The organism is Lentzea albida (assembly GCF_900111005.1).
In the GTDB taxonomy this organism is placed as follows: Bacteria; Actinomycetota; Actinomycetes; order Mycobacteriales; family Pseudonocardiaceae; genus Lentzea; species Lentzea albida.
This window is the reverse complement of sequence record NZ_FOFV01000013.1, coordinates 121,483-138,917: the sequence shown is the minus strand read 5'-3', so window position 1 is coordinate 138,917 and position 17,435 is coordinate 121,483. Positions and strand designations below refer to the sequence as shown.

Here is a 17,435-nt window from a genome sequence, read left to right as displayed (position 1 = left end):
GTCTGTTGGCAGACGCGGGTACCGCGCCGCCGCACACGCCCAAGTGCACTCAGTGGTGGTACGCGATGCGGGCCATCGGCTCGACCAGTTCACCCTCCTCGTAGGACAGGTGTGACAGCAACGCGTCCGCGAGCAGGTCGACCGCCTCCTGCACCTCGGTGACCTTCCCCGGCTCCGCGACCGCGGCCACCAGCGCGGCGTCGAGCCGTTCGAGCACGTGGTGGATGACCTGGTGCTCCTCGGTCAGCCGGTCGAGCACCGGCCCCAGCCGCGGATCCCCCTGCCTGAGCTGCGGGTAGAGGCTCGTGTCCTCGAGGGTGTGGTGGATGGTGACGAGACGGCAGTAGCTCTCGCAGTACGCGCCCATCGCCCAGTTGTTCTGGCGCATGGTCATCGCGTTGATCTCGGACCGCGCGTCGCCGACCTGGACGACCCCGTCCGCGACCTGCTGGACGATCGAACGGACCTTGGTGAGCTCCTCCCGCAGGTGGTTGTGCACCCCGATCAGCTGGCGCCCCAACGCCCTGCCCGAAGCGGTGTAGACGGCGCCCGCTTCAGGCGCCGGGCCTTTTGGGCGCGTCGACTCGTCCCACAACCTCTTGTCGCCGCGCTCCTTCTGCACCAACTCGCGCACGGCAGGTGCGACCTCTTCCGCGAACACGCGTACCTCGTCGTCGGTGTTGACCATCAGCACGAACCCGCTCATGCCGTCGTTCAGCGCCACCTCAGCGAGCTGCTCGGCGTTGAGTTCGGTCGTGATGTTGTAGAGCCTGCGGATGTCCTTGGGATCGCGGCCTGCCTCGCGCGCGGAGTCGTCGATGATGGCGTTCATCGCCTTGAGCTGCGGCGGCGGCGCGTACGGGCTCGACGGCAGCCACCCGTCCGCCTTCCGCCCGGTGAGCTGGAGCATCCGCTTCTTGTAGGCGCCCAGCCAGATCCCGACGTCGTGCTTCGGAAACGGCCCGGGCCGCGCCCCGCTGAGTGAATAGTGCTTGCCCTGCAAGCGAACCCCGCGCCCCGGCGTCCACAGTGCCCGGATCACCGCGATGGCTTCCTCGAGCGCCTCGATCGACTCCGGGGCAGTGCGATGAGGCCCGCCCATGGCGGCGATGGCGTCCCAAAACGCCCCAGCGCCAAGCCCGAGCTCAACGCGCCCACCGCTGATGACGTCAAGACTGGCCGCAGCGCGCGCAAGAACAGCCGGCGGCCTGAGAGGCAGGTTGGCCACGTTGGGGAACACCCGCACGTTGGTGGTCGACGCAGCGATGACCGACAACGACGTCCACGTGTCGAGGTTCGCCGCGTTGTAGGGGTGGTCCTGGATGCTGACGAGCTCCAGCCCGAGCTCGTCAGCGGCCCGCGCGAGCCGCAACGTCGTGGCGAAGTCCTCGGCGCCGGGCGGCAGGAACACCCCGAACTCCAGCGGGTGACCGTAATCTGTCATGCCGAAAGTATGCCACGCAGATGTTCTGCGCGACAGACGTTCTGTCGCGGCTATCATTGGTCGGGTGACGGCGCTAGAGGACGACTTCGGCTGGACCCTGGGCGTGGTGTTCCGCGCCCTCGTCAAGGCCACGAACGCGGCCGTGGGCGACCTCCCCGGCGGCCACCGCGGCTACCAGGTCCTCACCGCGGCCACCCGTGACCAGCCGGAAAGCCAGTCCGCCCTCTGCCAGCAGCTCGGCGTGGACCGCACGGTCATGACCTACCTGCTCGACGACCTGGAGCGAGCCTCCCTGGTCGCCCGCAAGCCGGCCCCGACCGACCGCCGCACCCGCCTCGTCGTGGCGACGGACGAGGGCCGCAAGCGCCTGGAGGAGCTGGACCTGCGCCTGGCCCACGCCGAGGCGCACGTCCTGTCCGGACTGTCGGAGGGCGACCGCGAGACGTTCAAGGGGCTGCTCCGCCGGTTGGCCGGGCACGTCAACGACCAGGACCCGGTGCCGAGCGCGTGCGCGGTGGTCCAGGACATCGCGGCCGGAGCCTCCTAGCCGAGCACCCTGGAGAGCCAGCCCAGGAACGCGCGCTCGTCCACCTTGACGCTGACTCGTGCGAGCGCACCGCCGGATGCCTCGACCAGCCGGCCGCTCTCGTCAAGTGCGACGTGCGCGCGGCGCAGTGTCACGAACGGCAGTTGAAGCGCGGTGGCGATCACGAGGCCGTGGTGCCGGACCGTGTCGAGCCGGACGAGTTTCGGCAGCTCCGCCCTGGTGAGCAGGAGTCTCGCCGCGGTCAGGTCGCGTCGGAGTTCCGCAGCGGCGGCGGCCTGTGTGATCACCAGGCGCTCCGCGCAAGCGGGCTTCCCGACGACCAGGGCCGCGTTCGTGGCCGGGCCCAGGCCCGCCCAGCGGACCAGGCCGTTCGTGCTCGTCACGACCCGCGTCATCGCCTCGTCGAGCTCGTCACCCGCGACCACCGGCACGTCGGTGCGGCCGTGCAGGTCGAGCAAGCGCCGAAGGCGGCACACGTCCTGCTCATCCACTGTGGACACGAGGGTGAGCGACGGCTCGGCTGCGACGAGCGCGATGACCGCGTCCGAATCGTCCCCGACGCCCGTGTCGACGATCAGCGGCGCACCTGTCTGCGACGGTGGGAAGTCAGCTCCCGACACCGTCTGGGGCAGCCCGAACCGCTGCGCCAGGGCGGCGAGTTCCCGGCGATCCCGGTTCAACTCCTCGGCCATCGCTTCCTTCTCCAGGTGTGAGATTCGACGATACGGCCGTTCGGCCGACGCGCCGGGCGCGCCTGTGGAATCCTTTGGGACGTTCGATCGAGGGTGAGCTGGGGGACAGGGTGAAGACGCCCGAAGAGTGGATGCGGGACTTCGAGGCGAAGATCGCCGACGCGCAGGCGAAGGCCGCCGCGGTGCAGGAGGGCCTCGCACAGGCAGGCGGTTCGGCGTCGTCGAACGACGGCACGATCACGGTCAGCGTGGCGCCCAACGGCGCCCTGACCGGCCTCGACCTGACCGCGGACGCCATGCGGAAGTCGCACGGCCAGCTGTCCGCCGAGATCCTCGAGATCGCGCGCAAGGCTCAACGCGGTGCCGCGGTGAAGGTCGCCGAGACGTTCGCCGAGGTCGAGGGCGAGGGGTCCGAGACCTACCGCATGATCACCGAATACCTGCCCCCGCCCGAGGAAGAAGAGCAGCCGAAGGCGCCGGGCTACGCGTTCAACGAGGAGTACGAGGAGCGCGCTGCCACAGCGCCTCCGCCTCCGCCCGTCCGTCGTCCCGCGCCGCGGCCGAGCGATGACGACGACGACTTCGGCGGCGACTCGATCTTCAAGAAGCAGTAGGGCGGTCTGGGGTGTCCGAGGAGAACAGCACGACCACGTGGTCGACCGGTGCGGGCGTGGTGGACAGCGTCGCCGGTTTCGTCGACTCGCTGACGTCGGAGTCGGAGGGCGAAGGGCCGGACGTCATCGACGTCGCGCTCGGCGGCGCCGGCATGGTGGTGGACGTCGTCGCCACCATGGCGAACCCGTTGGGAATGCTCGCGTCCGCCGGTGTCGGCTGGCTGCTGGAGCACGTCGACTTCCTGCGCGAGCCGCTGGACGCGTTGCTCGGCAACCCTGACGAGATCAACGCGAACACCGACCAGCTCAAGCAGGCCGCGCTGCAGATGAAGATGGTCGCCCAGGAGCACCGCGAGGACATGCGCGCCGTCTCCGACTGGGAGGGCGCGTCGGGGGACGCGTTCAAGCGCGAGATGGAACAGATGGCGGGCGAGTACGAGGCGCTCGGCAAGACCATGGACGGCACCGCGGCCATCTACGCGTTGTCCGGCGCGCTCGTCTGCGAGCTGCGGTCACTGGTGTTCGGCTGGATCTCGGACCTCATCGGCGAACTGATCGCGAGCGCGCTCATCGCCGCCGCGTCCGCCGTGGTGACGCTGGGCAGCTCCATCGCCGCCTTCGCCGGGTACGCCGGCACGCGCGCCGCCATGATGGCGACCAAGATCGCCGGCCGCCTCTCGAAGCTGGCGTCGGCGATGGCGCGCTTCGGCGGCCGCATGGCCAAGCTGGCGGAGAAGATGCAGGGCCTGGTCAAGGGGCTTGAGCGCTTCGCCGAGTACGGCGGCTACGCGAAGACCGCCTACGACGCGGTCAAGCCCTATGACATGCCTCCCGCCAACGCCTGATGACCGGCCGGACTCGGGGGTCCTCCTCTCATCACGGCGGTAGCTCGCACAGCGGCAACACGTCGTCGCCCACTCCGTCGTCGTCTTCTCCGTCGCCGGGTGGCGTCGGCGGCCGCGGCACCCGGATGGACCCGGACGCCGTCGAGTCGCTCGGCGGCAAGATCACCAGCCGAGGTGACCAGGTCCGCTCGTCGGTCGCGGCCAAGCTGAACATCAACGCCACCTCGGGCAGCGCGGGCGTGTTCGGCCAGGTGGCGATGCAACACGCAGACCGCGCGATCCAGACGGCCCGCGGCGGCGCCGAGAAGGCGGCCGCCGCCGCGGACAACGCGGGCACCAAGACCAAGGAGACCGCCCGCACCGCGCGCGACGCCGACCAGTCGGCCGCGTCGTCGATGAACCGCATCCAGTCGAAGACGCCGGCCCAGCCCTCCAGCAACTCGTCGAGCAGCACCCCTTCTTCTTCGGCGTCGTCCTCCTCGGGCAACCGCGCCTCGGCAACGCCGTCGATCCCCGGCGGCACCTCGGGCACCGGCTCCGCCAGAACACCGGGCCTCGGCGGCCCGCCGGCGCGGGTGCCCGACAAGCTCGGCGGCCCCACGACCACGTCGAGCGCGCCGCGCACGACTCCGGCGGCAGGCGCACCGGGCGGACGACCGCCCGGCCTGGCCCCTTCGTCCCCGGCGGGTGCACCTCCTGGAGGCGGTGCACCCTCTCGCACGACGAACCCGGCGGGCGGCCCGAACACGGGTCCCGGCGCGGGCGGCGGACCTCGGCCTGGCCAGGTGCCCGGCACGGCGGCCGCCGGTGGTCCGCCGGCGGGCGGTCAGGGCCGCCCGCCGGCTGGTGGCGCGCCTGGGAATGCTGGCCAGGGGCGTGCGCCTGCGGGTGGTCCGCCTGGAGGTATGGCTGCGACTGGTGGTCAGGGCCGTGCGCCCGCGGGTGGTCCCCCCGCGGGTGTGGCCGGGGGACAGGCGCGACAGCCCGTTGGCGGTCCGCCTGGAGGTGTGGCTGCCGCCGGTGGGCAAGGCCGCGCTCCTGCAGGCGGTCCTCCCGCGGGCGTGGCTGCGGCTGGTGGTCCGGGGCGTGCGCCCGCTGGCGGCCCACCCGGAGGTATGGCTGCCCCCGGTGGGCAAGGCCGCGCCCCTGCGGGCGGTCCTCCCACCGGTGTGGCCGGAGGACAGGGCCGACAGCCCGTCGGCGGTCCGCCTGCCGCCGGCGGTCAGGGACGTCCGCCCGTCGGCGCCCCATCCCCTGGAACGCAGGCGCCCGGTGGTCACCACCGTCAGCCAGGCGCCCCGACCTCACCCCAGGGCTTCGGTGGCCCACCCCCCGGAACCCAGGGGCGCGGAACGCCGAACCCCCACGCCCTCGCACCCCCGGGAGCGCCCGGCCCGGGCGCGGGTGTCCCCGGACGCAACGGCCCGATGCCCGGCGGCATGCCCGGCCCACCTCCTGGCACGCGCCCAGGCATGCCAGGAGGTCACAACCCGCCTCCGAACCCGCGTTCCGGTGTGCCACAAGGCGGTCCCCCTGTGCGGCCGGGCAGTCCCGGCATGCATCCGGGGGCTCCTGGCACGCACCCCGTCAACCCCGGAATGCCCGGCTCCGGGAACACGCGCCCCGGCACTCCGGGCATGCGTCCTGGCGGACCCGGCGTGCCGCCGGGTGGCCACGGCATGCCGCAGAACGCTCCCGGCATGCGGCCAGGCATGCCCGGCAACGGCCAGAACACGCGTCCCGGCGCACAGCCCTGGGGGCAGAACACACATCCCGGCGGTGCTCCGAACGCGCCTGGCGGTCACCGTCCAGGCGGCCCGCCTCAAGGCTTTCACCAGCAGGCCCCGCCCGCGCAGCGCCAGCCCGGCATGCCGGGACACGGCAACGCACCGGTTCCGCAGGGAGGCGACCGGCGTCCTGGTGGGCCGCCGCAGTCGTTCGCGCCTCCGGCACGTCCGCACCAGGACGTGCCGCCCGCGCCGAACTCGTTCGGCCCGCCGGGTCAGCAGCACCCCGATACCCAGCCGGCGCCGGACGCGCACCAGCCGACCCCGGACGCGCACGAGCCGATCCCGGAAGAGCCACCGAAGCCGCCGCACCCGTCCTACACGGCGCCACCTCCCGGACCCGACGGCGGGCCACCGGTCGCCATCCGGGGACTCGACCCGTCCCACTACGGAGTGGACCCGTCGAAGGTCGCGTACCGGGACGTCCCGGGCTGGATGAGGGACGAGAACGTCCTGTACCGCGGCGACACGCGCTCACCGGAGGAGATCAAGGCGGCGGGCGGGTTCGACGTGCCGAGGCCTTCGGAGGAGCCGGACCTCCGCCGGCACGTCGACTCGCACACCAACGCCTTCGTCAGCACCACGCCCGACGAGAAGATCGCGATGGAGCGGTCGGGCACGGGCAAAGGCAAGGTGTACGTCATCAAGGCGCCCGGCGGCATCATGACCGACGCGACGCTGGACAACGTCGGTCACGACCGCAGGTACGACGAGGGGGAGACGCTCTTCCCCGGCGGTATCGACTGGCGTTACGTCGAGGGCTGGCACCAGGTCAGCTACGACGGCGGGCGGGTGCTCGGGCCGTTCGTGCCGAACCCGGACTTCATCGGCCACCGGACCGCTGACAGCACCACCGCACAGGCGGACGGTTCCACGGACACGCGAGACCAGGCGGACACCCGTGCCGACCGGACGCCTCCGAAGCAGGAACCGGTCACTCCCCGGCACACCGACACCCCGGCCAAGTCGGACGTGCCCGAACAGCGCCCGGCGGGCCCGACGCAGCCACTGCCGCGCCAGGCGGACCTGCCGCGCCCGTCGATCGCGGACCGGCTCAGCGGCTCGAACGAGCCGTCGCCGCACCAGACGCCTGATCGCTCCGACCGTCCGTCCACGCCGACGCACACCGACCGCCCCGACGCGCCGGAACCCGTCCGCCATCCCGAGCCCGCCAGGACCGAGCAACCGCACCCGTCCCAGGACCCGGTCCCGCAGCACGAGCCGCAGCAGCACGAGTCGCAGCAGCACGATTCCGACCGCCACGACTCCGAGAAGCACGACACCGACCGTCGCGACGAGGAACCCCCACAGCGCCCGCAGAAACCGCTGAGCGACCGCCTCGACTCGCTCAGCGAGGACCTCGACCCGGTCGTGCGCGACCACGTGCACACCACCCCGGCCGGCATGTCGATCTTCGACACGTCACAGGACAAGAACGGGTACTACACGTCCAGGGAACTCCCGAGGATCCCCGGCCAGTTCGTCGTCGACCTGCACAGCAACGAGCACAACGCCCGCGTCGGCAACCACCCGCTCACTCCGAGGGACGTCGCCGACGTCATCCGCGCGAACCCCGACTACAGGGGCGACCCGATCACCCTCGTCGGCTGCGACACGGGCAGGCGGGACGACGGGTTCGCGGCCCAGCTCGCCCAGGAGCTCGGCGTGCCGGTGACCGCGCCGAACACGGACGCCTGGGTCGACTACCACGGCAACGTCTTCGCCACCAGGAACACCGACGACGGTCCCGGCTGGCCGCCGAACGGCGAGTGGCGCACCTTCGGTCCGGACGGCTCGCAGAACATCCACGAAAGTCCTTACCCGCCAGGGCACACGCCCGAGTGGGGCGACGAGACGCCCGAGTTCGCACCGGGGACCGCGGAACGGCGTGGTGAGCGGGAGGACGACTTCCGCGAGCTGCGCGAGGACAACCGCGAGAAGCGCGAGGAGGGCCTGGACTCCGTCCGAGAGCTCACCGGCCGCAACCCGAGCACGGACGCCGAACGCCGTCCGCACGAGCGCACCCTGTCCACGGCGCGCTACCGCAGCGACCGCGACGGCGAGTCGGCCGACTTCTACAACTTCAGCGGCAAGCAGCACGACTGGAGTCCCGCCGCGGAAGCCCCGCAGCAGCCGCCGAAGAACGAGCGCCTCTTCGAGACGTCCAACGCGACCTCGTACGACCCGGAGAGCGGGGCGTGGCGCGACGGCGCCGGCACCCCCAGGGTCAACGACTCGGAGCCGAAGATGTTCGAGGAGCTGGCGCGGCACCAGCTCGCCGAGTACAGCGGCCTGACCCCCAACGAGGTCGACACGGCGCTGCGCGAGGCCAACAAGCTGGTCGACCGGCTCGACAAGGACGACCCGAACTACTACCGCGACGGCTTCAAGGGCGAGGTCCAGCGCACGCAGGACCGCATGTCCCTCGCGGTCGACGAGCTCAACAAACGCGCCATGGCGAGGGCGGAGGCGAACGGCACGACCTACACGCCGTTCTCCGCCGCGGACATCTCAGGTGATCTCCGCATGGTGGTCGACCTGCCGTCCGCCAAGCGCGACGGAACCCCGGCCGAGTTCCAGATCTGCATGTCGTGCCAGAAGATCATGCTCGCCTACGAGCGCGTCTTCCCGAACATGCGCCTGGAAGTCGTCAACCGAGCTGGAGAGAGGCTGTACCCGCTGTGAACCAACTGACCGGCAACCCGAGCGAGCGCATCGACGCGATCTTCGACAGCGTGTGCGCGAACGGCCTGCGTCGTGGGTCCGTGGCAGGCGCGTCCGACGACCAGATCGACCAGATGGCCGCGGACCAGGGAGTGGACCGCGTTCCCGAGGCGGTGCGCGAGGTCCTGCGCATCATGGGTGTCCGATCAGGACTGTGGCTGGCCGGCACGGCGTTCGGGGTCGACGCGATGACCGCGGAACGCAAGCGGCACGCCGTCGCCACCCTCAACGGTCTCGACCACGAGCTGACCGACCCGCGTGGCCTGCTCGCGCTCACCGCGCACCAGGGCTACGCCTACCACGTCATCGACGGCGCGGACCTCGACCAGGACGACCCGCCCGTCTGGGACGTCGTCGAGGGCGAGGGCGCGCGCAAGGCGTGGAACAGCGTCAGCGACTGGTTCGCGGGCACCGCGCCGAACGTCGCCGACCTCCGCGACATGCTGGAGATGATGGAGGAGATGGGCAAGCAGCCGCCGAAGTGGGCCGAGTTCGTCGAAACACGGCAGTCGTGACCCTTTTTCCCTTGTGCGGCAAGGAGTGAAGCACGTGCAGTTCGACATCGCCATCGACGGCAACGAGGCGTTCCGGATCGAGCCCGGCGCGACCGGGCCTTACGAGACGGTGCTGGGCGCCGAGGTCTGGCGCGTCACCGCGGACGGCGCGGAGCAGACCGACCTGGATCCGTTGCAGGGCCACGTGAGCGATGAGCGACTGGTGCTCCTCCGCGAGTTGCCACCGCTTCCCGGCGCGTGGCCGCAGTACCCCTCGCTCGGGCCCGGTGACATGATGCCGCGCACCAACACCTCGATCGCCGGTCAGGTGGAGGAGGCTCTCGTCGCCCTCGCACCGGAGGGCCTGCAGCAGATCGACCTCCACTGCCGCGCGCTCGGACGCCACATGGAGGTCGAGGCCACGGTCACCGTCGACGGCACCACCCGTGCGTGGGCGCCTCCGGTGATGGTCAGCCAATGGCTTCACCGGCAACGGCTGCGCGACTTCCGCAACAGCCTCGGCACGTGGTTCACGGCCAGCTTCACGTTCGTCTCCGGTGGAGAGACCACGCGCCGATTCCTGATCGAAGGCCGGCCGGAGTGGCTGGTCGAGACGGACGTGGTTCAGCACGCGGCTGATGAACTGCGGTTGCTGCCGAGGCGGCCGGAGGCGGTACCGGACTGGATGTGGCAAGCGGCGGGCAAGATCCAGCAGTGGGGGCGCGTGAAGTCCTGGGATCCCCTGCCGGAGACGCCGCCGGAGTTGGAACTGGTGCGTGCCTTCGACGTGGTCGAGGACGGCAGGGGAGTCTGGTACCGGCCGATGGTCGGTGCCAGAGAACACGATCTGCTGTTGCGCTACTTGGAAAGCGCTCCGGTCGTCCTGTCGTCGCGCGGCTCGGCGAACGACCTCGTCAGCGGCGCCGAGCGGGTCGTGCCACTCGCCTTCCGCACCGACGGTCGCTGGGTGTGGCCGGAAAGCGTCGCGTACTACCTGCGTGAGCACGAGATCCCGCCGTCGATGGCGCTGGTCGACCACATCCGGCAGCACCGCTACGAGCTCCCGGCCGTCACGGAGAACGCGAAGGCACGCGCGGCCGCGCTCGCGATGGGCAGGCCGTTCAACGAGAACCAGATCGACGCGGCCTTCCGCAAGGCGCTGGAACCCCTCCGCCTGGTGATCACGCGCGTCCAGACCAGCCCGCGCTTCTACAGCCTCGACGGCCACCGCGACCGGGCGTGGTGCCTGGTGCGCGACGGCGACTGGTACGAGGTCTACTGGGCCGAGGGCGAGCTCAAGGAGAGGCGCGAACGGTTCGCGGACGTCCGCAACGCCGTCACCTACCTGACCGGTCAGCTCATCGAGAACCAGGACAGGCTGCGGTTCGAGATCGACGAGGAACTGCCCGCCTGGCAGTCGCCGTACCAGGTGATCTCCGAGCAGGACCCGCAGCTGAACACGATGACCGGCATCCGGTTGACGAAGGTCGAAGACCTGTGGGTGCACCGCTACGGCGATCCGGACGGCAACCTCGCCTACGAGACCGAGATCCCGTCCGACCGCGAGCACTACCTCTACCGGCTCAAGGGCCCGTGGACGCTGATCACCGCCGTCACCGCGGAGGGCGTCCGCGCCTACGTCCTGCCGGACCGGTTCACCGCGTTCCCGGACTACATCGACGACTTCACCCTGCACCCCGGCCTGCCCCCGCTCACGGACGCGATGCGCGAGCAGGCCCGCCGCCAGGTCCCCGACGCCTGGCTGTGGTGCGCGGACCCGGAGGTCAACCCGAACTACATCGAGGGCATCCCGGACGCGACGCTCTTCGGCGCGTTCGCGGTGGGGGAGGACGGCGAGTTCACGGGCGAGACCTACCTCAACCCCAACTACCGCCCAGGCCCGCAGCGCCGCGGCTTCCCCGAACCCCTGGCGGACCTGGACGTGACCCTGGGCTACGTCGCGTGCGGCTGGGCTCCCCAGCACCGGCTGCTGACGGCAACGCTGGACGCCACCCTGATCGCGGAGACCGACGGCCAGGGCAACCTGCGCATCGGCGTGACCCAGGACGGCCGCCGCTTCCTGGCGGTGTGGACCGCACCGGGGCACCTGCCGCAGGACGCCGCGTCCCCGATGCAGACGACGGGCCGCGAGCTCGTCCCGGTCCTGGCCGGCACCCTGCTGCTGATCAACCCAGGTGGTCAGCTGGGGGTGGAACTGCCGGGTGACGACCTGATCGCCGCGCTGGACCGCTGACCGCCAGGCCACCACACGCCCGTTCGCCCGACCGGTGGCCGAACAGCAGATGGGGGTTGACGCGTCGACGAGGTCAGCTCACGCTGGCGAGCTTCGCCCTGACCGCCGCCTCGTCCGAGTGTTCGTGCTCCGCGTACCGGGCGGCCGCCTTCTCCCACCAGACGCGTGCCTCTGCGGCATCACCCAGCCCGAGGTGGGCGTCGCCGAGGAAGTTCTCGGCGTAGGCGACGTCGACCCACGTGCCCATCTGCTCGAACGACTCCAGCGCGCCCAGCAGCTCCGCCACCGCCTCGGCGTGCCTGCCGAGCCCGATGTACGCGCGGGCCAGTTCGGACGCCATCTGCCCGCTCAGGTGCGGGTCGGCCACGCCGTCCAGGGATTCCCATTCGGCCCCGAGTTCCAGCACCTCCGCGTGCCTGCCCGCGAGCACGAGGGCGCCGCTGAGCTGGTACAGGGCCATCCGCATCCGAGTCGGCGTCCGGCCTTCGAAGCCGCGCAGCAGGGCGAGCGACCTCCGGGCCACCTCGACCGCCTCGTGCGGCCGGTCGAGTTCACCGAGCAGCCATGCGATGCCCGCCTGCGCCCGCACCCGACCCGGAACCAGGCCGATCTCCGCACAGACCAGGTCGGCGGCCTCGAACAGCTCCACACCCCTCTCCAGTTCGCCGAGGCGGCCGTGGCCGACCGCGCGCAAGAACACGAACCTGCTCACCTGGAGGCGGTCGCCGAGCCGTTCCACCACCTCCGTCGTACGCGCGAACAGACCGATCCACTCCCGCCAGAGCCCGAACCTCTCGACCAGGTCGGTCATGAACCACACCAACTGCCAGGTGTGCCGGTCGTACCCCTGGTCGCCTGCCTGCACGACGACCGCGTAGATCACCGCGCGTTCCGCGTGGAACCAGGCCTCGGCCTCGTCCGGCCGCTCGAACACCTCCGGGGTCGTGCCGGCCGACGGCACGGGAGGCTCCTCGAGGGTGCCGAGGTGGTTCCAGTAATGCGTGCGGTTCATGCATTCCAGCGTGTGGAGGTAGTGGTCGAGCATGCGTTCCACCGCCGCCGCGCGGGACGCCTCCGGTTCGTCGGCCTGCGCGCGGTCGGCGGCGTAGACGCGCAGCAGGTCGTGGCACGTGAACCGGCCGGGGGCGTGCTCGACCAGCAGGTTCGCCCCGACCAGTTCGCGCACGGCGTCGTCGGCGGGCTCACCGGCGAGGCTCGTGGCCGCCGGGATCGTGAGGTCCGGTCCCGGGTGCAGGCCGACGAGCCGGAACATCCGCGCCGCCTGCGGGCTGAGCCGCTGGTAGGACCACTGGAACACGGTGCGGACGCTGGTCTCCGCGTCACCGGTGTCGAGCGAGTCGAGCCGGGTCCGCTCGTCGGCGAGGTCGGCGGCGAGCGCGGACAGCGGGAGGTGCGGGACCTCGGCCGCCCGTGCCGCGACGATCGCGAGTGCCAGCGGCAGGCCACCACACCACGCCACCAGGTCGTCGGCGGTGTCCACCCGCTTTTCGCCGAGCCTGCTGACCAGCAGCGTGCGAGCCTCCTCGGCGCTGAGCACGTCGAGCGCGACGTCCCGCCCCGCCAGGCCGGTGAGCCGGTCGCGGCTCGTGATCAGCACGAACGACGGACCGGTCAGCAGCGGGCGGACGTGGTCGGCGTCGCGGACGTTGTCGAGCACCACCAGCAGGCGCCGGTCCGCTGTCATCTCGCGGTAGAGCGCGACCTGGTCGTCGAGTGCCTCCGGGATCCGCTCCACCAGGACCCCGAGCGCTTCGAGGAACCGGTTCAGCACGTCACCTGGTGGCATCGGGTCGCGGTGCCGGTCGAACCCCCGCATGTTCACGTGCAACTGGCCGTCCGGGAAGCGGTCGGTCGTGCTGTGTGCCCACTGCACGGCGAGCACGCTCTTGCCGACGCCCGCGGTGCCGGTGATCGTGGCGATGACCGGTCCGGTCTCCTCGGCCAGCGAGGTCAGCCGGCGCAGGTGCCCGTCCCGCCCGACGAAGCGCGGCATGGCGGCGGGGAGCAGACGGGGCACGGGCCGCTTCGACCGGGCCACGACCTCGGCGCACTCCTCCGCCACGTGCCGGACCTCGTTGCGGTGGAACAACTCGGAGACGACGTTGGTCAGCAGCGGACCCCGCCGCAGCTTGACGGCGGCCGCGAAGTCCTGCGCCGCAACGAGTTCGCGGAACCGCAGCAGGTCGAGCTCGTCCGGCCCGACGCGCGCCTCGTACCCGCCGGAGAGCGTCCGCACGCAGTCCGCCTCGCCGAGCGCGACCCGGAGCCGCCGCACGACCTGGTGCAGCGACTGCCTGGCCCGCGCGGGCGGCGCGCCGTCCCACACCAGTTCCGCCAGCTCGTCGACGGACACGAACCGGTTGGGGCGCAACAACAACGCCGCCAGCAACACCCGGCACCGCCCCACGGGCACCGGCACGTCGGCGCCGTCGAGCGTCACCTCCAGCGCGCCGAGGACCCGGTACTGCACGACCACGGCCATCCCCCCTTCGCCGCAGCGGGACCAGCCGCCGAGCTCGGCGACGACTCTAATGCCCTGATCCCGGTCGTGCGGGGCTACGCCGGGTTCTCCGCGACGGCGAGGTAGTCCGTGTAGATCTGCGGCGAGCCCGAGAACGAGGCCAGCTGCTTCCACTCCTCGTACATCTGCTTGGTGTCGCGGTGGGCGGCCGCGAACTCCGCCGCCTCGCCGGTGGCGATGTCGGGCTCCGGGTAGAAGACGTCCAGCGCGTCCAGGCTCGCGATCTCCATCATCATCACGTACTGGTCGAGGCGGTTGCCGCGCTCGCCCTTGAGCACGTGGAACCGCCAGTCCGGGTAGTCGTCGATCCGGTGGTGGTTCTCGGCGATGAAGCGGTCGAACATCTCCTCGGTCACGCCGGCGCGCAACGCCAGGTTGTGGATCCCGACGACCCTGGCGACGGGCTCCTCCCCGGGGCGGTCGCGGTAGCGGGGACCGGGCGTGACCGTGCTCCGCGGGTTGTCGGCCAGCAGCCGGTAGTCGGTGAACAACGTGGGCAGCTCACCGAACGTGCCCAGCCGCCGCCACCGCGCCAGCACGGCCTCCGCCTCGGGGTGCCGCGCCCAGAACTCCCGGGCCAGCTCGGTCTGCTCACCCCGGGCCGTGACGTAGAGGTCGCGCTGCTCGGCGCTCTCGATCTCGTACAACATCAGGTACTGCCCGGTCCGCTCTCCGCGCAACCCGCGCAGCAGAGTCCACCGCCATCCGGGGTACAGGGGCAGGTGAACGCCTTCAGCGCGCACGAAGGTCTCGAACTGCTCCGGCGTGACACCGGCCTCCGTGTCGATGGCGATGTACTGGAACGTGAACACCGACGAGCGTCCCATTGCGTCCAATCCTCGGGCCGGGAAGGGGAACGCGCGTCCGCCGAGCACGACCCCCTGCGTCCCATCCTGCCAGCTCCAGGGCAACGGGACTGCGTGCCGACGACGGCCGGGCCCGGTGGGCGGTCAGCGCTACTGGGCGCGAACGGGGTCGCGGTCCGGACTGGTGGCCGTGACCGCCGACGGAGCGGTGCGGGGCCAGGTCCAGGCGTACCGCAGGATGAGGGCGAGGACGATCACTTCCAGTGCGACTCCAAGGCCGTAGAAGTACGTCCAGGACTCGCCGACCACGTTGAACGTCGCGTACGGGATCTGCACCGAGGCCACGACGAGGTTCGTGACGCGGTTCGCCCTGGCGGGCAGCGTCATCGACAGCACGACCATGAGGATCGGGATCGCCATGAGCGCGACGAAGACGGTCAACAACGTCTGGCTGACGTCGAACTCCCAGACGACGCCGACCAGGATGTCATCGACGACGCCGGGCTTGAAGAAGGCGATGATGTCCACGTAGGCGTACAGGAACATGACGCTCGTCCACGCTGCGGCGAGCTTGGCTCTCACCGGGATCCGCTGGTCGTCCAACGCGGCGTTGGGTTGACGTGTTCTCACCATGGGCTCCGTTGTCGTTGAGGATCGGTGGATCCACGATCGCCGAGCCCGGCGGTGGGCACATCGGCGTCGAAGCCGGACCTGCCTCCGCCTTCGGGAGGAGCGGCGTCTCGTTCTTTCGATCGGTCCCCGACGCCCCGGTGATCCTTAGGCTGGGCAGGTGATGACCAACGCCCTGAGCTCGCTGTGGGCCGAGCCCCGCGCCGCGGACGCTCCCGACCGGGTGCCGCGCGACTGGGTCCTGGTCGGGGTGCTGGTGGCGGCGGCGCTGCTCGAGGGAGTCCTCCGGGACGACGTCGTCTGGCGGCCGTTCGCCACGATCGTGGCGGTCGGACTCGCGCCGGTGCTGCTGTGGCGGCGCACCCACCCGTTGGCCTGTGTCGTGGTGGCCTTCGGCACCGCGACGGCGTTGGGTCTGGCGAGCCTGCTGGGCGGGGTCCAGAGCGTGGGCCTGGACACGATGATCTACGTCCTGGTGTTCGTCTACGCGCTGGTCCGCTGGGGCTCGGGGCGCGAGATCGTGATCGGGCTGGCGGTGGTGGCGGTCGCCGCGGTGTTCGGCGGGATGACCGACCACGCCGGGCCGACCGAGCTCATCGGAGGGATCGCCGTCCTGACGGCGGCGGCAGCGGGCGGCGCGGCGTTCCGCTACCGCGCCGAGAGCTGGCGCCGGACGTTGGACCAGATCCGCAGCCAGGAGCGGGTCGGCCTCGCACGCGAGCTGCACGACATGGTCGCCCACCACGTCTCGGCGATCGCCGTGCAGGCGCAGGCCGGTCGGGCGATCGCCGCGCAGCGACCTGAAGCGGCGCTCGAGACGCTGGCGGTCATCGAAGGAGAAGCGTCACGGACGCTCGCGGAGATGCGGGCGATGGTCCGGGTGCTGCGCGACGGCGCGCCGACGGGGTATCTCCCCCAGCCCGGTGTTGCCGACCTGGTGGCCCTCGCCCGCCGCGACCCGCTCCCGGTCGTCGACGTGGAGTTGCCGGACGACCTGCACGAACTTTCGCACCAGGTCGACACGGCCGTTTACCGGCTGGCGCAGGAAGCGCTGACCAACGCCCTGCGGCACGCTCGCAACGCCTCGCGGGTGGAGATCCGGGTCGTCGAGGCCGCGGGAAGGCTGCGACTGCGTGTGACCGACGACGGACAGGTCGACCCAGGGCGGTCGGTCAACCACGGCTTCGGGCTGCTGGGGATGACCGAGCGCGTCCAGCTGCTCGGCGGCACGCTCAGTGCCGGCCCGGCACCCGAGGGCGGCGGGTGGACGGTCGACGCCGAACTGCCGACCGCGGCACGCCGATGACGGTGCGCGTGCTGGTGGCCGACGACCAGGACCTGGTGCGCACCGGCCTGTCGATGATCCTCGACGCGCAGCCCGGCATCGAGGTCGTCGGCCAGGCCGCCGACGGCCACGCCGCCGTCGAGCTGGCGCAGCGGCTCCGTCCCGACGTGTGCCTGGTCGACATCCAGATGCCCGGGCTCGACGGCATCGAGGTGACCCGTCTCCTCGCGGGGCGGGACGTCCCGGATCCGATCGCGGTGGTGGTGATCACGACGTTCGACCTCGACGAGTACGTCCAGGGTGCCCTCCGGGCCGGCGCCAGGGGCTTCCTGCTCAAGGACGCCGGGCCGGAGCTGCTAGTCCAGGCCGTCCACGCCGCCGCCGTCGGTGACGCGCTGATCGCGCCGAACATCACCCGGCGGCTGCTGGCCACCCTCGCCGCCAGGGAACCGTCGAGCCGGCGGACCCAACCGATCGAGCCGCTCACCGAACGCGAGGAGGAGGTGCTGGCACTGGTCGCCCGTGGCCGCACGAACGCCGAGATCGCCGCCGAGCTGTTCATCGGCTTGACGACCGCCAAGACCCACGTCGCCAGCCTGCTGGCCAAGATCGGCGCCCGCAACAGGGTCGAGATCGCGATGTGGGCGTACGACACCGGCCGGGCGGGAAACTGAACCGAACGCAGGGCGCTGCACGACCATTGTCTGTGGTGCCCCTGGCAGGGCGACTCGCAGACGGTGCCAGCCACCTGCGGGGGTCCGGTGTCTGTGG

Annotated in this window: 14 protein-coding genes; 8 read left to right on the top strand and 6 right to left on the bottom strand. The window is 71.3% G+C overall.

Translation table 11 applies throughout. The annotated features are described in order from the left end of the window. Nucleotides 1-49 precede the first annotated feature (49 nt). Nucleotides 50-1,444 carry an LLM class flavin-dependent oxidoreductase gene (locus BMY74_RS28975; protein ID WP_089921628.1) on the bottom strand — a complete coding sequence of 465 codons (1,395 nt, stop codon included), beginning with the start codon at nucleotides 1,442-1,444 and terminating at the stop codon, nucleotides 50-52. A gap of 64 nt (nucleotides 1,445-1,508) precedes the next feature. On the opposite strand from BMY74_RS28975, the gene BMY74_RS28970 reads away from it, so the two are divergent. After that, a complete protein-coding gene (locus tag BMY74_RS28970; RefSeq protein WP_245786419.1) occupies nucleotides 1,509-1,991 on the top strand; it encodes a MarR family winged helix-turn-helix transcriptional regulator in 483 nt (160 codons plus the stop codon). On the opposite strand, the gene BMY74_RS28965 is transcribed toward BMY74_RS28970, so the two are convergent. Then, entirely contained in the window at nucleotides 1,988-2,683 is a 696-nt protein-coding gene (locus tag BMY74_RS28965) for a hypothetical protein (RefSeq protein WP_089921626.1), read from the bottom strand. The two genes, BMY74_RS28970 and BMY74_RS28965, sit on opposite strands and share 4 nt — an antisense overlap. 110 nt (nucleotides 2,684-2,793) lie before the next feature. Between BMY74_RS28965 and BMY74_RS28960 the strand changes: the two genes are divergently transcribed. Both BMY74_RS28960 and BMY74_RS28955 read left to right on the top strand, forming a co-directional pair. Then, on the top strand, nucleotides 2,794-3,297 hold the full coding sequence (locus BMY74_RS28960; protein ID WP_143091738.1) for a YbaB/EbfC family nucleoid-associated protein: 504 nt from the start codon (nucleotides 2,794-2,796) through the stop codon (nucleotides 3,295-3,297). Between the two features lie 11 nt (nucleotides 3,298-3,308). Then, nucleotides 3,309-4,142, top strand: a complete 834-nt coding sequence (locus BMY74_RS28955) for a WXG100 family type VII secretion target (RefSeq protein ID WP_089921624.1) — start codon at nucleotides 3,309-3,311, stop codon at nucleotides 4,140-4,142. Nucleotides 4,143-4,173: 31 nt separating this feature from the next. On the opposite strand, the gene BMY74_RS28950 is transcribed toward BMY74_RS28955, so the two are convergent. After that, nucleotides 4,174-4,767 carry a hypothetical protein gene (locus tag BMY74_RS28950; protein WP_089921623.1) on the bottom strand — a complete coding sequence of 198 codons (594 nt, stop codon included), beginning with the start codon at nucleotides 4,765-4,767 and terminating at the stop codon, nucleotides 4,174-4,176. Between the two features lie 1,012 nt (nucleotides 4,768-5,779). On the opposite strand from BMY74_RS28950, the gene BMY74_RS28940 reads away from it, so the two are divergent. Genes BMY74_RS28940 through BMY74_RS28930 form a run of 3 tightly spaced genes read left to right on the top strand, consistent with a single transcriptional unit; the run spans nucleotide 5,780 to nucleotide 11,401 of the window. Beyond that, nucleotides 5,780-8,614, top strand: a complete 2,835-nt coding sequence (locus tag BMY74_RS28940; protein ID WP_143091737.1) for a scabin-related ADP-ribosyltransferase — start codon at nucleotides 5,780-5,782, stop codon at nucleotides 8,612-8,614. Beyond that, complete coding sequence (locus BMY74_RS28935) at nucleotides 8,611-9,168, top strand: SMI1/KNR4 family protein (RefSeq protein ID WP_089921620.1); 558 nt, start codon at nucleotides 8,611-8,613, stop codon at nucleotides 9,166-9,168. Before BMY74_RS28940 ends, BMY74_RS28935 begins: the two co-directional genes overlap by 4 nt. A gap of 34 nt (nucleotides 9,169-9,202) precedes the next feature. Next, nucleotides 9,203-11,401, top strand: coding sequence for an SseB family protein (locus tag BMY74_RS28930; RefSeq protein ID WP_143091736.1), 2,199 nt, complete (start codon nucleotides 9,203-9,205; stop codon nucleotides 11,399-11,401). 73 nt (nucleotides 11,402-11,474) lie between these two features. On the opposite strand, the gene BMY74_RS28925 is transcribed toward BMY74_RS28930, so the two are convergent. The 3 genes from BMY74_RS28925 to BMY74_RS28915 form a co-directional block, all read right to left on the bottom strand. Then, nucleotides 11,475-13,904 (bottom strand): winged helix-turn-helix domain-containing protein, encoded by a 2,430-nt coding sequence (locus tag BMY74_RS28925; protein WP_089921618.1) that lies wholly within the window; start codon nucleotides 13,902-13,904, stop codon nucleotides 11,475-11,477. 74 nt (nucleotides 13,905-13,978) lie between these two features. Beyond that, complete coding sequence (locus BMY74_RS28920; protein WP_089921617.1) at nucleotides 13,979-14,770, bottom strand: hypothetical protein; 792 nt, start codon at nucleotides 14,768-14,770, stop codon at nucleotides 13,979-13,981. Nucleotides 14,771-14,899: 129 nt separating this feature from the next. Beyond that, complete coding sequence (locus BMY74_RS28915; protein WP_245786418.1) at nucleotides 14,900-15,382, bottom strand: DUF6326 family protein; 483 nt, start codon at nucleotides 15,380-15,382, stop codon at nucleotides 14,900-14,902. Between the two features lie 160 nt (nucleotides 15,383-15,542). Here BMY74_RS28915 and BMY74_RS28910 point away from each other — a divergent pair, with 160 nt between their 5' ends. Both BMY74_RS28910 and BMY74_RS28905 read left to right on the top strand, forming a co-directional pair. Then, complete coding sequence (locus tag BMY74_RS28910) at nucleotides 15,543-16,685, top strand: sensor histidine kinase (RefSeq protein WP_425434866.1); 1,143 nt, start codon at nucleotides 15,543-15,545, stop codon at nucleotides 16,683-16,685. Further along, nucleotides 16,682-17,338, top strand: coding sequence for a response regulator (locus tag BMY74_RS28905; protein ID WP_089921615.1), 657 nt, complete (start codon nucleotides 16,682-16,684; stop codon nucleotides 17,336-17,338). Before BMY74_RS28910 ends, BMY74_RS28905 begins: the two co-directional genes overlap by 4 nt. Nucleotides 17,339-17,435 lie beyond the last annotated feature (97 nt).